Here is a 13,766-nt window from a genome sequence, read left to right as displayed (position 1 = left end):
AAAGCTCCACTCGCCCCAGTAAGACTCAACTGCGCGAGCGTTCTGCCATCACTGCAAGGCCCGGTCTAGACAGCCTGAGCTGCGCTGCGGCGGATCGACCATCAAGCCACGACAGGCTCCCGAGCCCAAGCCGCCCGGCATCCCTGCCAGACGACGCCAAACCAGCCGAGCTGCACCCGCTTCGGTCGATTACTCCACGCAAGCGATACAGAACGTCTGTCCTGGATATGTGGAGGTCGTTTTTCGCCCGACAGACGGCCCATCAATTGCTTTGCAGTCAGCCTTCGACTCACGTCCTCTCGAACCAGGCAGGAGTGCTCCATGCAAAGATTCGCTCATTGGTTGTTCGCGTTTGCTCTGCTGTATGTCGCTCACCTGCAGGCCGCCGAAGCCGAGCGCTGCGAACTGATCACCTTCGCCGATGTCGGCTGGACCGATATCACCATGACCACCGCCGTCGCCCGCCTGGTGCTCAACGACCTGGGCTATCGCACCAGGGTGAAGCGCATGCTCCTTCCGCAGACCTACCAGGCGCTTTCGGACGGCCAGATCGATGTATTTCTCGGTAACTGGATGCCGGCACAGGCGCAGCTGATAGAACCCCACCTGCAAAGCGGTCGCATCGAAAAGCTGCACACCAATCTGCCAACCGTTCGCTACACCCTCGCCGTACTGGAACCGGCCTACAACGCCGGCCTGCATGATTTCGCCGACATCCAGCGCTTCAAGGACGAGTTGAGCGGGCAGATCTTCGGCATCGAACCCGGTAACGAGGGCAACCAGATGGTCAAGAACATGATCCGCGACAACGTCTTCGGCCTGGGTGGTTTCACCCTGGTGGAAAGCAGCGAGAAAGGCATGCTCAACCATGTCGAACGCGCCCAGCAGCTAGGCAAATCGGCCGTGTTCCTCGGCTGGGAGCCGCACCCGATGAACGACCGCCTGCGCATGTTCTACCTTTCCGGTGGTGACCAGTATTTCGGCCCTAACTACGGGGCCGCTCAGGTCAACACCGTGGCGCGTGGCGGTTTCAGCAGCGAATGCCCGAACCTGGCCCGCTTGTTTCGCAACATGACCTTCACCATCGCGGCGGAAAATCAGTTGATGAGCGGCGTATTGGAGGGCAATACCAACCGCCGCCGGGTGGCCAAGGAGTGGCTGGAGAACAATCCCGCGATGGTCAGCACTTGGCTCGAAGGCGTGCAGCGACGGCCCTGAGGAATGACATTGCAAGACGGCAAACACGCTCCCAAGTGCGAACGAAGGCAGCCTTTGCTGAGCCCGTTTTTAACTGGGGCCGTGTCAGCGGGCACCTGAACTCGCCACCCTGACAATGCACTGGAGGCAGAACTTTTTCCGGGGCGAGATGACCTTTTTCCGCGTGTCACTGTCAATTTTTTTCAACACAAGCGCAGCCCCCATGAGACGGCGCCTGCAGCCCCACTAGCGGCCTCCGAACCGCGCCGCACGGGGCTTCCAGGCTTGACCTGGGGGTAAAAAAATCTGTTAAGGTTTTTAAGGTGTTCATCAGAACCACTCATTCGGTCTCAGGTACAAGAGGCATCCGGCGTCCTGGAGCGGTCGCCTGCCGACGGCTCCTCAGCGGCGAAAAGGCAGATACGCAGTGAACAGCGTCATGTCGTCGCCCACTACGTCAGAGTCGTAATTCGATAATTGCGCAGCCTCCAAGGCTATATCGTTGAGTCAGCCGACTACGTCACTGCCGACTCCCGAAGAGGAGCAGCAGACCAGGGCCCACTACCCTGGACCGAAGAATACAAGCGCTGGCCCAGCACCCATGCGGCGCCAGCCCAACAAGAAATTTCGGATGTACGCATGCTTCAGGAAGAAGCGTGAAACCCCAAGGGACTGGATTTCGAAACACTGCCAGAGGGTTTGGAAAGCGGTTTGCAGCACGGCAAGGCAACCATCACTCATCGACACGATTCAACGGCGCGACGGACTGCAGTAGCAGCCGCCAGCGTGCCGACCGCGTGTGTTCGAGTATCAGCTCCCCGCCAGCGCAGCGAAACGTTCGCCAACCTCGACTTTCAGAAAACACCCACAGATATCAGAGGCCTGTCATAGCTGTTCTACGCTCAGATGACGCGTGCCCAGCCGTGCCGGCGCCGAAAGACTATCGCCTGAAGGGGAAACGTCCCATGCAGTCTGGAAAGATCGTGGTCGAGCACCTGTACAAGGTTTTCGGCTCCAACCCACAAGAAGCCATCGACCTGCTCAAGGAAGGCTGGAGCAAGGAGAAGATCCTTGCCGAGAAAGGCGCGGTGATTGGTGTCAGCGACGTGTCGTTCAGCGTCGAAGAGGGCGAGATATTCGTCCTCATGGGCCTGTCCGGCTCTGGTAAATCCACACTCATCCGCCTGATCAATCGCCTGGTCGAGCCCAGCGCCGGCGACGTCTACATCGACGGGCAGAACGTGGCCAAGCTGCCGCAGTCGCAATTGATCGATCTGCGCCGCCGCGACATGAGCATGGTCTTCCAGTCCTTCGCCCTGATGCCCTCGCGCAGTGTGCTGGACAATGCCGCCTTCGGCCTGGAAGTGGCCGGCGTCGGGCGCAAGGAACGCGAGCAACGCGCGATGGAAGTGCTCAAGCAGGTCGGCCTCGACACCTTCGCCCACAAATACCCGAACGAACTCTCCGGTGGCATGCAGCAGCGTGTCGGCCTGGCGCGCGCCCTGGCGGTGAACCCGTCGATGATCATCATGGACGAGGCCTTCTCCGCTCTCGACCCACTCAAGCGCCGCGAGATGCAGGACGTGCTGCTGGAGCTGCAGAAGACCCATCGCCGCACCATCATCTTCGTCTCCCACGACATCGAAGAGGCCATGCGCATCGGTAGCCGTATCGGCATCATGGAAGGCGGCCGGCTGATCCAGGTCGGCACCCCGCAGGAGCTGATCGAGAAGCCCGCCAACGAATACGTGCGCAACTTCTTCGATACCGTCGACACCAGCCGCTACCTCACTGCTGGCCAGCTCAAGGCCGACAGCGTGCCCACCTACGTGTACAACGGCAAGGCGCCGGATGCCACGCGCATCTGCAAGGAATTGCAGGCACTGGACAAGCACTATGCTTTCATCGTCGACGAGAACAATCACTTCCAGGGCTCCATCAGCCTGGAGAAGATCGCCCTGATGGTCGATGGCGACGAACCCCGGCCACTCGAGAACGACGCCCTCAAGCAGGTCATCCCGGTACCCGAAGACATGCCGCTGGAAGACGTCATCAGCCGCCTGGTGGACAACGAAGGGCCGATCCCGGTGGTGGACGCCGAAGGTCATTACTGCGGAGCCATCAGCAAGGGCCGTCTGCTGACCCGCCTGCAGGGAGAATCCTATGAATGACAGCAAACTCGACCTGGGTAGCTGGGTCAACGACGTCGTCCAGCACCTGCTGGACAACTACAGCGGTGTGTTCGACAACATCGGCAAGGTAGTCAGTGGCTTCTCCGAAGGCATCGAAAGCCTGCTGATGCTGCCGCCAGCCTGGTTGCTCATCGCCATTTTCGTCGGCCTTGGCCTGTGGCGCATTGGCGTGCGCTTCGCGGTCTTCACCGCAGTTGCGTTCATCCTCATCGTCATGACCGGTTTCTGGGAGCAGACGGTGGTGACCCTGGGGCTGACCTTCTCCTCGACGTTGATCAGCCTGCTGCTGGGCATCCCCCTGGGCATCTGGGCCGCGCGCAGCGAGCGCGTGGCCACCATCATCCGGCCGATTCTCGACTTCATGCAGACCATGCCGGCGTTCGTCTACCTGATCCCGGCCGCCATGCTCTTCGGCCTGGGCCGCGTGCCCGGCATCATCGCCACGGTGATCTTCGCCATGCCGCCGGCCGTGCGCCTGACCAGCCTGGGGATTCGCCAGGTGAACAAGGAGATCGTCGAGGCCGGCCAATCCTTCGGCTGCACCAGTCGCCAGTTGCTGTTCAAGGTGCAACTGCCCAACGCCATGCCGTCGATCATGGCCGGGGTCAACCAGACCATCATGATGGCCCTGTCCATGGTGATCATCGCCTCCATGGTCGGTGCTGGCGGTCTGGGTAACGACGTACTGGCGAGTATCCAGCGTCTGGATATCGGTCTAGGCTTCGAGAGCGGCATGGCCGTGGTGTTGCTGGCGATCATCCTCGACCGCATCACCGAGAGTTTCGGCACCAAGCAGCCTGCCAAGCGTGGCGTGTTCGCCTGGTTCAGCGGCAAGCTGCAGCGCCAGTCCACCTAATTCGTTTCACTTCACAGGGAACCGCAAGATGAAATCGTTCAAGACCACCGCCGCCATCGGCCTGCTGTCGTGCGCACTGATACAGGGCGCCATGGCCGCAGAGCCGGCGAGCTGCAAGCAGGTGCGTTTCGCCGAGATCGGCTGGGCCGACATCGCCGCCACCACCGGCGTGGCCATGACCCTGACCGAAGGCCTGGGCTATCAGCCTCGCAAGATCATGGCATCGGTGCCCATCGCCTTTACGGGCGTGAAAAGTGGCCAGGTCGATGTATTCCTCGGTTACTGGGCCCCCTCGATGGACTCGGTGATCGAGCCCTTCCTCAAGAACGACGGGGTCAAGGTACTGCCCAAAGCCAACCTCGAAGGGGCCAAGTACACCCTGGCCGTGCCCACCTACGCTGCCGAGGCTGGCCTCAAGAGCTTCGAGGACATCGCCAAGTTCAAGGATCAACTGGGCGGCAAGATCTACGCCATCGAGCCGGGTAACGACGGCAACCTGCTGATCGACGGCATGATCAAGAAGAATCAGTTCGGCCTCGGCGACTTCCGCATGGTCGAGTCCAGCGAGGCCGGCATGCTGGTACAGGTGTCGCGCGCCATCAAGAAGAAGGAGCCGGTGGTCTTCCTTGGCTGGGCACCGCACCCGATGAACACCCAGTACGGCATCACCTACCTGGCCGGTGGCGATGACGTGTTCGGCCCCGATTACGGCGCAGCCAAGGTCTACACCGTGGTACCGCCGGATTACGAAGCACGCTGCGAGAACGTCGGCAAACTGCTGAACAACCTGCAGTTCACCGTCGAAATGGAAAGCCAGCTGATGGAGAAGGTACTGGAGAAGGAAAATCCGCAGGACGTCGCCAAGGCCTGGATCAAGGCCAACCCGGCGGTGCTGGACAAATGGCTGAGCGGCGTGACTACCTTCGATGGTCAGGATGGCATCGCCGCCGTGAAGAAATACGTCGGGCTGTAAGAAGCCACGACCCGATTCGGGCGCGTACCCCAGGGTGCGGAGCCCGGAAACCTCCTCGCTTGACGCTAGCGGCCGATTTCCGGCCGTGACGGGGGAGACCTTGCCCGCGAACCCACAAACTGCTGCGCAACCGGGTTTCGCAAGGCCCGCAATGAGAACGAGCCAGTCAACGATTTTGCAACTGCCACTCAACTGACGGAGCATCAACAATATGCGCGTACTCAAACACCTCTGCCTTGGCGCTGCAGCCCTGGCCATCGGCATGGGCAGCGCCCTGGCTGCCGACAAACCCACTCTGAAGATCGGTTACGTGAATGGCTGGGACGATAGCGTCGCCGTCACCTATGTCGCCGGTGAAATCCTGCAAAGCAAACTCGGCTACAAGGTCGAGCTCAAGCCGGTCGAACCCGCCATCATGTGGCAGGGCGTGGCCCGCGGCGACCTCGATGTCACCCTCTCCGCCTGGCTGCCGGCCACCCACGGCGAGTACTACGAGAAGCTCAAGGACAAGGTGGAAATCCTCGGCACCAACTATGCGGGCGCCAAGATCGGCCTGATCGTGCCGGACTACGTGCAGGCCAAGAGCATCGAAGACCTGGAGAAATACGCCAAGGACTTCGACGGCAAGATCACCGGCATCGACGCCGGTGCCGGCGTGATGCGCCGCACCGAAGACGCCATCAAGCAATACAACCTGTCCAGCATCAAGCTGATGCCGAGTTCCGGCCCGGCCATGGCCACCGCCCTGACCCGCGCCGAGAAAGGCCAGAAGGCGATCGTGGTCACCGGCTGGATTCCGCACTGGATGTTCGCCAAGTGGAAACTGCGCTTCCTCGAAGATCCGAAGAAGGTCTTCGGTGACGACGAGCATGTCGACACCGTGGCCAACCCCGACCTGAAGACCAAGGCCGCCGACGCTGCTGCCTTCCTCAGCAAGATCTCCTGGAGCGGTGAGGAAGTCGGCTCGGTCATGCTCGCCATCCGCGAAGGCGCCAAGCCGGATCAGGCCGCCAAGGACTGGATCGCCAAGAACCCGGAGCGCGTGGAAAGCTGGTTGAAATAAGGTCATCCGGTATCCAGACGAAGCGGGCTGCGGCCCGCTTCGTCGTTTCTGCTGCCAGAACAAGCGCCTCGTTTAATTGATCAGGCGATCAAAAACCGCCTAGACTGCGCCCTCCTGTTTCCCATGGAGAGCCCCATGCCCAAGGTCGGCATGCAGCCTATTCGTCGTTCGCAACTGATCGCCGCCACCCTGGAAGCCGTTGACCAGGTCGGCATGGCCGATGCCAGCATCGCCTACATCGCCCGTCTGGCCGGTGTCTCCAATGGCATCATCAGCCACTACTTCAAGGACAAGAACGGCCTGCTCGAAGCCACCATGCGCCACCTCATGCAAGCGCTGCGCGATGCCGTGGCCGAACGCCGCCAGGAGCTGGTCGAGGACAGTCCGCGCGCCCATCTGCGCGCCATGATCGATGGCAACTTCGACGACAGCCAGGTCAGCGGCCCGGCGATGAAGACCTGGCTGGCATTCTGGGCCAGCAGCATGCACCAGCCAGCGCTACGGCGCCTGCAGCGGGTCAACGATCATCGCCTTTACTCCAATCTCTGCGGCCAGTTCCGTCGTACCCTGCCGCAGGATCAGGCGCGCCTTGCCGCCCGTGGCCTGGCCTCGCTGATCGATGGTCTCTGGCTACGCGGCGCGCTGTCCGGCGAAGCCTTCGACACCGAACAGGCGCGCCGCATCGCCTACGACTATCTCGACCTGCAGTTGGCCAAGGCGTCGTAGGGTGCGCTGTGCGCACCGCGTACAACTCCTTTCTCTGATCATTTAGATCGCTCGGTGCGCACAGCGCACCCTACGGACGGCCGTGCATCCTGCCTGCATGTCGTATTTGGTGGCGCCCTGTCGTTTTTATTGATTGATCGTTCAATTTAAATAAAATAGGCTGCTCTCCAAGCAGATAACCGAATGCAGAGGACAACCCATGCCCCGTTTCGCCGAACAGCAGCTCTACATCGGTGGCCAGTACGTCGCCGCAAGCAGTGGAGCCACCTTCGACAGCATCAACCCGGCCACCGGCGAGGTGCTGGCCAAGGTGCAATGTGCCAGCCAGGCAGACGTGGATCGCGCGGTGGCCAGCGCTACCGAGGGGCAGAAGGTGTGGGCGGCGATGACCGCCATGCAGCGCTCACGCATCCTGCGCAAGGCGGTGGATATCCTCCGTGCGCGCAACGATGAGCTGGCCGAGCTGGAAACCCTCGACACCGGCAAGCCCTTGAGCGAAACCCGCTACGTCGACATCGTCACCGGTGCCGACGTGCTGGAGTACTACGCCGGCCTGATCCCGGCCATCGAGGGCGAGCAGATTCCGCTGCGCGAAACCGCCTTCGCCTACACCCGTCGCGAACCGCTGGGCGTGGTCGCCGGCATCGGCGCCTGGAACTACCCGATCCAGATTGCCCTGTGGAAATCCGCACCGGCCCTGGCTGCCGGCAACGCGATGATCTTCAAGCCCAGCGAGGTCACCTCGCTGAGCGCGCTGAAACTGGCCGAGATCTACACCGAGGCTGGCCTGCCCGCCGGGGTGTTCAACGTGCTCACCGGCAGCGGCGCCGAAGTGGGCCAGTGGCTGACCGAGCATCCGGGCATCGAGAAGATTTCCTTCACCGGCGGCACCGTCACTGGCAAGAAGGTGATGGCCAGCGCCTCCAGCTCCAGTCTCAAGGAAGTGACCATGGAGCTGGGCGGCAAATCGCCCTTGATCATCTTCGAGGACGCCGACCTGGATCGCGCCGCCGACATCGCGCTGATGGCCAATTTCTACAGCTCCGGTCAGGTGTGCACCAACGGCACGCGCGTGTTCGTGCCGCGCATGCTGCAGGCGCGTTTCGAGAGCAAGGTGCTGGAGCGGGTCAAACGCATCCGCCTCGGCGACCCGCTGGATGACGCCACCAATTTCGGCCCACTGGTGAGCTTCGCCCATATGGAGCGGGTGCTCGGTTACATCGAAAAAGGCCGCAGCGAAGGCGCGCGCCTGCTGATCGGCGGCGCGCGCGTTACCGAGGGCGACTACGCCAAGGGCGCCTACGTAGCGCCGACCGTGTTCACCGACTGCCGGGACGACATGACCATCACCCGCGAGGAGATCTTCGGCCCGGTGATGAGCATTCTGATCTACGACGACGAAGCGGAAGTGATCCGCCGCGCCAACGACACCACCTACGGCCTGGCCGCCGGTGTGGTGACCCGTGACCTGAACCGTGCACACCGGGTGATCCACAAGCTGGAAGCCGGCATCTGCTGGATCAACACCTGGGGCGAATCGCCAGCCGAGATGCCGGTGGGCGGCTACAAGCAGTCCGGCGTCGGCCGCGAAAACGGCCTGGTCACCCTCGGCCACTACACCCGCATCAAGTCGGTGCAACTGGAGATGGGCGATTACGCCTCGGTGTTCTGACGAAAACAGCCACAAGCGGCAAGAAAAACCAAAGCGGCACTTGCTTCTACTTGCAGCTTGAAGCTTGCCGCTTTCACCCGGAGGGTGCTGCTCTTATGGAATACGACTACATCATCATCGGTGCCGGCTCGGCCGGTAATGTCCTGGCCACCCGTCTGACCGAGGACGCAGACGTCAGCGTATTGCTGCTGGAAGCCGGTGGCCCTGACTATCGCCTGGATTTCCGCACCCAGATGCCCGCCGCCCTGGCCTTTCCGCTGCAGGGCCGGCGCTACAACTGGGCCTATGAAACCGACCCCGAGCCCTACATGAACAACCGCCGCATGGAATGCGGGCGCGGCAAGGGCCTGGGCGGCTCATCCTTGATCAACGGCATGTGCTACATCCGTGGCAACGCGCTGGATTTCGACAACTGGGCCAAGGCCAAGGGCCTGGAAGACTGGACCTACCACGACTGCCTGCCGTACTTCCGCAAGGCCGAGAGCCGCGACATCGGCCCCAACGATTACCACGGCGGCGACGGCCCGGTCAGCGTGACCACGCCCAAGGTCGGCAACAACCCGCTGTTCCACGCCATGGTCGAGGCCGGCGTGCAAGCCGGTTATCCGCGCACGGATGACCTCAACGGCTACCAGCAGGAAGGCTTCGGGCCGATGGATCGTACCGTCACTCCGGAAGGCCGCCGCGCCAGCACCGCACGCGGCTATCTGGATCAGGCACGGGCGCGGCCCAACCTGACCATCGTCACCCACGCCACTACCGACCGCATCCTGTTCGATGGCAAGCGTGCCAACGGGGTGAGTTACCTGCTCGGCAAGGCCAATGACGCGACCATCGCTCACGCCCGTCGCGAAGTGCTGCTGTGCGCCGGCGCCATCGCCTCGCCGCAGATCCTCCAGCGTTCCGGGGTCGGCCCCGCCGCATTGCTGCGCGAGCTGGACATCGCCCTGGTGCACGAGCTGCCAGGTGTCGGCCAGAACCTGCAGGATCACCTGGAAATGTACCTGCAGTACGCCTGCACCCAGCCGGTGTCGCTGTACCCGGCGCTCAAGCTGCTCAACCAGCCGGGCATCGGCGCGCAATGGCTGTTCGCCGGCAACGGCATCGGCGCCAGCAACCAGTTCGAGGCCGGCGGCTTCATCCGCACCCGCGAGGAATTCGCCTGGCCCAATATCCAGTTCCACTTCCTGCCGGTGGCGATCAACTACAACGGCAGCAACGCGGTGAACGAGCACGGCTTCCAGGCCCACGTCGGCTCGATGCGCTCGCCCAGCCGTGGCCGCATCCAGCTCAAGTCCAAGGATCCGCGCCAGCACCCGAGCATCCTGTTCAACTACATGAGCCATGAGCAGGACTGGCAGGAGTTCCGCGATGCCATCCGCATCACCCGCGAGATCATGGCGCAACCGGCGCTCGACCCTTACCGTGGGCGCGAGATCAGCCCGGGCATCGATTGTCAGAGCGATGCCGAACTGGACGCGTTCATCCGCGAGCACGCCGAAACCGCCTTCCACCCGTCCTGCTCGTGCAAGATGGGCGAGGACGACATGGCGGTGGTGGACGGGCAGGGTCGCGTGCATGGCCTACAGGGTCTGCGCGTGGTGGATGCCTCGATCATGCCGGAGATCATTACCGGCAACCTCAACGCCACCACCATCATGATGGCCGAGAAGATCGCCGACCGGATTCGCGGGCGCCAGCCGCTACCACGCAGCACCGCGCCCTACTTCGTCGCTGGCGAGCGACCAGTGCGTGGGCAACCGCAGCGAGAAGTCTCGGCGGCCTGACAGTGGCGGGGGCACGTGCCCCCTATCGCGAATGAATTCGCTCCTACACGAAGGGCTCGTGCCGCTGGGGCAGGGGCGGTAGGAGCGAATTTATTCCCGCTGGCGTCGTCGAAGCAGAGCATTGCCCGTGATAATGGCGCACAGGCCATAGTCGCCAACCACTGCCGGACGCCTCATGCAGACCACCCTCCCTCAACTCGACCCACGCACCGCCCGCCTGTTGCCCTGGATCGTCGCCATCGCCTTCTTCATGCAGACGCTGGACGGCACCATCCTCAATACCGCCCTGCCGGCCATGGCCGCCGATCTCGGCGAGAACCCGCTGCGCATGCAGTCGGTGGTGATCGCCTACATGCTCACCGTGGCCCTGCTGATCCCCGCCTCGGGCTGGATCGCAGACCGCTTCGGCACCCGGCGCATCTTTTACGGCGCCATCGCCCTGTTCAGCCTCGGCTCGCTGCTGTGTGCGCTGTCCGACTCACTCGCGATGCTGGTCGGCGCGCGGGTCATCCAGGGCCTCGGCGGCGCCCTGATGATGCCGGTCGGGCGCCTGGTGGTGCTGCGCGCCTACCCGCGAACCGAGCTGGTGCGGATCATGAGCTTCATCACCCTGCCCGGCCTGCTCGGCCCGCTGATCGGCCCCACCCTGGGTGGCTGGCTGGTGGAGGTGGCGAGCTGGCACTGGATCTTCCTGATCAACCTGCCGGTCGGCCTGCTCGGCTGCTGGGCGGCCATGCACTACATGCCGGATCTGCGCGGCTCACAGCGCAGCCGCTTCGATACCCAGGGCTTCCTGCTGTTCGGCGCCGCCATGCTGCTGATCACCATAGCCCTGGAAGGTCTCGGCGAGCTGAACCTGCCCACCCTGCGCGTGACCCTGCTGCTGGTCGGCGGCCTGGCCTGCCTGGCGGTGTACTGGCTGCGCGCGGCGCGCATCGCCGAGCCGCTGTTCTCGCCCAACCTGTTCGCCACCCGTACTTTTGCCACCGGCATCCTCGGCAACCTGTTCGCCCGCCTGGGCAGCGGCGCCCTGCCGTTTCTCACCCCACTGCTGCTGCAGGTGGCCATGGGCTACTCGCCGGCTCAGGCCGGCATGAGCCTGATTCCCCTGGCGCTGGCCGCCATGGCCGCCAAACCCCTGGCCAAGCCACTGATCGACCGCCTCGGCTATCGCCGCATCCTGACCAGCAACACCCTGCTGCTCGGCGCCCTGATCGCCAGCCTGGCGCTGGTCGACAAGGACACCTCGATGCTGCAACTGATCGTGCAACTGAGCCTGATCGGTGCCTGCAACTCGCTGCAGTTCACCGCGATGAACACCGTCACCCTGATCGACCTGGGCAACGACGAAGCCAGCAGCGGCAACAGCCTGCTCTCGGTGGTGGTGCAATTGGCCATGGGCCTTGGGGTGGCTTCGGCGGCTGCGCTGCTCAGTGGTTTCAGCCGTGAATTGAGCGAGGTACAGCAGGCCTTCCAGGCCACCTACCTGTGCGTGGGGCTGCTGTCGATGCTGGCGGCGGCGATCTTTCTCCAGCTCGACCCGATGGATGGCCGGCGCAGCCGTCTGGTCGAGGTGCCACCGGAAGACTGAGGCGGCCTGCTACACTGCCGCCCCAATCCTTCCAGCCGGACACCCCAGTCGTGAGCGCCACTGCCTTTTCCAGCCTGCCCCTGTCCGCCGCCATGCAGGCCAATCTCGCCGCCCTCGGCTACAGCGAGATGACCGCCATCCAGGCCGCCAGCCTGCCGCTGATCCTCAAGGGCCGCGACCTGATCGCCCAGGCCAAGACCGGCAGCGGCAAGACCGCCGCGTTCGGCATCGGACTGCTGCACCCGCTCAACCCACGCTATTTCGGCTGCCAGGCATTGGTGCTGTGCCCGACCCGCGAACTGGCCGACCAGGTGGCCAAGGAGTTACGCCGCCTGGCCCGCGCCGCCGACAACATCAAGGTGCTGACCCTCTGCGGCGGCGTGCCCTTCGGCCCGCAGATCGGCTCGCTGGAGCATGGCGCCCACGTCATCGTCGGCACCCCCGGCCGGGTGCAGGAACACCTGCGCAAGGGCACGCTGAAGGTGGACGGCCTCAACACCCTGGTGCTCGACGAAGCCGACCGCATGCTCGACATGGGCTTCATCGACAGCATCGCCGAGATCATCGAGCAGACCCCGGCGCGCCGCCAGACCCTGCTGTTCTCCGCCACCTATCCAGCCAGCATCGAACAGCTCGCCGCACGCTTTCTGCGCAGCCCGGAACGGGTGGAAGTGCAGGCTCTGCACGACGATGGGCAGATCGAGCAGCGCTTTTACGAGATTGCCCCAGCACAGCGCCTGGACGCCGTCGCTGCCCTCTTGCGGCACTTTCGCAAGCAGCCGGCGGTGGCCTTCTGCGCCACGCGCCAGCAGTGCAGCGAGCTGGTGGAACGCCTGGAAGCCGAGAAGATTTCCGCCGCAGCCCTGCATGGCGACCTTGAGCAGCGCGAGCGCGACCAGGTGCTGGCGCTGTTCGCCGGGCGCAGCCTGAGCGTGCTGGTGGCTACCGACGTGGCCGCCCGTGGCCTGGATATTGCCGGGCTGGAACTGGTGATCAACGTCGAGCTGACGCGTGACGCCGAGGTGCATATCCATCGCATCGGCCGCAGCGGTCGCGCGGGCGAGAAGGGTCTGGCGGTAAGCCTGGTGGCACCGGCCGAGGCAGGGCGCGCGCAAGCCATCGAAGCCCTGCAGGGTCAGACGCTGGCCTGGTATCCGCTGCCAGCGGACAACCCCGCCGTCAGCCTGCTGCCGCCGATGCACATGCTGTGCATCGGCGCCGGGCGCAAGGACAAGCTGCGCCCCGGCGACATTCTCGGTGCGCTGACCGGCGACGCCGGCCTGAGTGGCGAGCAGGTGGGCAAGATCGCCCTGTTCGAGCACCAGGCCTATGTCGCGGTACAACGCGACGCCGCGAAAAAAGCCTTGCAGCGCCTCACAGAAGGCAAAATCAAAGGCCGCTCGCTCAGGGTGCGCATGATCTAGCAGGCTGTTGAAAAACTACCTCGGCTTTGGCTTCCTGCGTCGCTCTACCTCCTGCATCCATGCAGTCGTGCGTTGCCATTGCTGCGTTAAAAACAGGCTCGTGCGCGAGTCCGATCAAAATGCTCATTTACAACTCGTAAACCCGAGTGCGGGCCCAGTGCTTTTTGACTCACTGCGTTCGCCCTTCGGGCCAGCCTTCGGCTGTTACTCCCGCTGGTCGTTGCGGCCGTTTTTGCGGGGCCGCCATCGGTATTGCACTGGCTGCCTCGCCTACGTTCTTCAACG

At 63.5% G+C, this 13,766-nt stretch carries 10 protein-coding genes; all 10 read left to right on the top strand.

Going from position 1 to position 13,766, the window contains the following annotated elements:
* The first annotated feature begins 321 nt into the window (after positions 1 to 321).
* The 10 genes from PVE35_RS01985 to dbpA all read left to right on the top strand — a co-directional run bounded on the left by PVE35_RS01985 (position 322) and on the right by dbpA (position 13,481).
* Positions 322 to 1,218, top strand: a complete 897-nt coding sequence (locus tag PVE35_RS01985; RefSeq protein WP_268180846.1) for a glycine betaine ABC transporter substrate-binding protein — start codon at positions 322 to 324, stop codon at positions 1,216 to 1,218.
* A 944-nt stretch (positions 1,219 to 2,162) separates the two neighbouring features.
* A complete protein-coding gene (locus PVE35_RS01980; RefSeq protein WP_268180845.1) occupies positions 2,163 to 3,368 on the top strand; it encodes a glycine betaine/L-proline ABC transporter ATP-binding protein in 1,206 nt (401 codons plus the stop codon).
* Complete coding sequence (locus PVE35_RS01975; RefSeq protein WP_268180844.1) at positions 3,361 to 4,245, top strand: proline/glycine betaine ABC transporter permease; 885 nt, start codon at positions 3,361 to 3,363, stop codon at positions 4,243 to 4,245. The genes PVE35_RS01980 and PVE35_RS01975 overlap by 8 nt, the downstream gene beginning before the upstream one ends.
* A 28-nt stretch (positions 4,246 to 4,273) precedes the next feature.
* Positions 4,274 to 5,218, top strand: a complete 945-nt coding sequence (locus tag PVE35_RS01970; protein ID WP_277373606.1) for a choline ABC transporter substrate-binding protein — start codon at positions 4,274 to 4,276, stop codon at positions 5,216 to 5,218.
* A 211-nt stretch (positions 5,219 to 5,429) separates the two neighbouring features.
* A complete protein-coding gene (locus PVE35_RS01965; RefSeq protein WP_268180842.1) occupies positions 5,430 to 6,281 on the top strand; it encodes a glycine betaine ABC transporter substrate-binding protein in 852 nt (283 codons plus the stop codon).
* A 135-nt stretch (positions 6,282 to 6,416) separates the two neighbouring features.
* Positions 6,417 to 7,007 (top strand): transcriptional regulator BetI, encoded by a 591-nt coding sequence (gene betI, locus PVE35_RS01960; RefSeq protein ID WP_268180840.1) that lies wholly within the window; start codon positions 6,417 to 6,419, stop codon positions 7,005 to 7,007.
* 199 nt (positions 7,008 to 7,206) lie between these two features.
* Positions 7,207 to 8,679: a betaine-aldehyde dehydrogenase gene (gene betB / locus PVE35_RS01955; RefSeq protein ID WP_268180838.1), complete on the top strand. Its 1,473-nt coding sequence runs from the start codon at positions 7,207 to 7,209 to the stop codon at positions 8,677 to 8,679.
* Positions 8,680 to 8,774: 95 nt separating this feature from the next.
* Positions 8,775 to 10,466, top strand: a complete 1,692-nt coding sequence (gene betA / locus PVE35_RS01950; RefSeq protein WP_277373605.1) for a choline dehydrogenase — start codon at positions 8,775 to 8,777, stop codon at positions 10,464 to 10,466.
* 175 nt (positions 10,467 to 10,641) lie between these two features.
* Positions 10,642 to 12,057: a multidrug transporter subunit MdtD gene (gene mdtD / locus PVE35_RS01945; protein WP_268180834.1), complete on the top strand. Its 1,416-nt coding sequence runs from the start codon at positions 10,642 to 10,644 to the stop codon at positions 12,055 to 12,057.
* Positions 12,058 to 12,107: 50 nt separating this feature from the next.
* The gene (gene dbpA, locus PVE35_RS01940; RefSeq protein WP_277373604.1) at positions 12,108 to 13,481 is read left to right on the top strand and encodes an ATP-dependent RNA helicase DbpA; all 1,374 of its coding nucleotides are present in this window, start codon (positions 12,108 to 12,110) and stop codon (positions 13,479 to 13,481) included.
* Positions 13,482 to 13,766: the final 285 nt, after the last annotated feature.

This window comes from Pseudomonas sp. AA-38 (genome assembly GCF_029457475.1).
Taxonomy (GTDB): domain Bacteria; phylum Pseudomonadota; class Gammaproteobacteria; order Pseudomonadales; family Pseudomonadaceae; genus Aquipseudomonas.
This window is presented reverse-complemented; position numbering and strand designations above follow the sequence as displayed.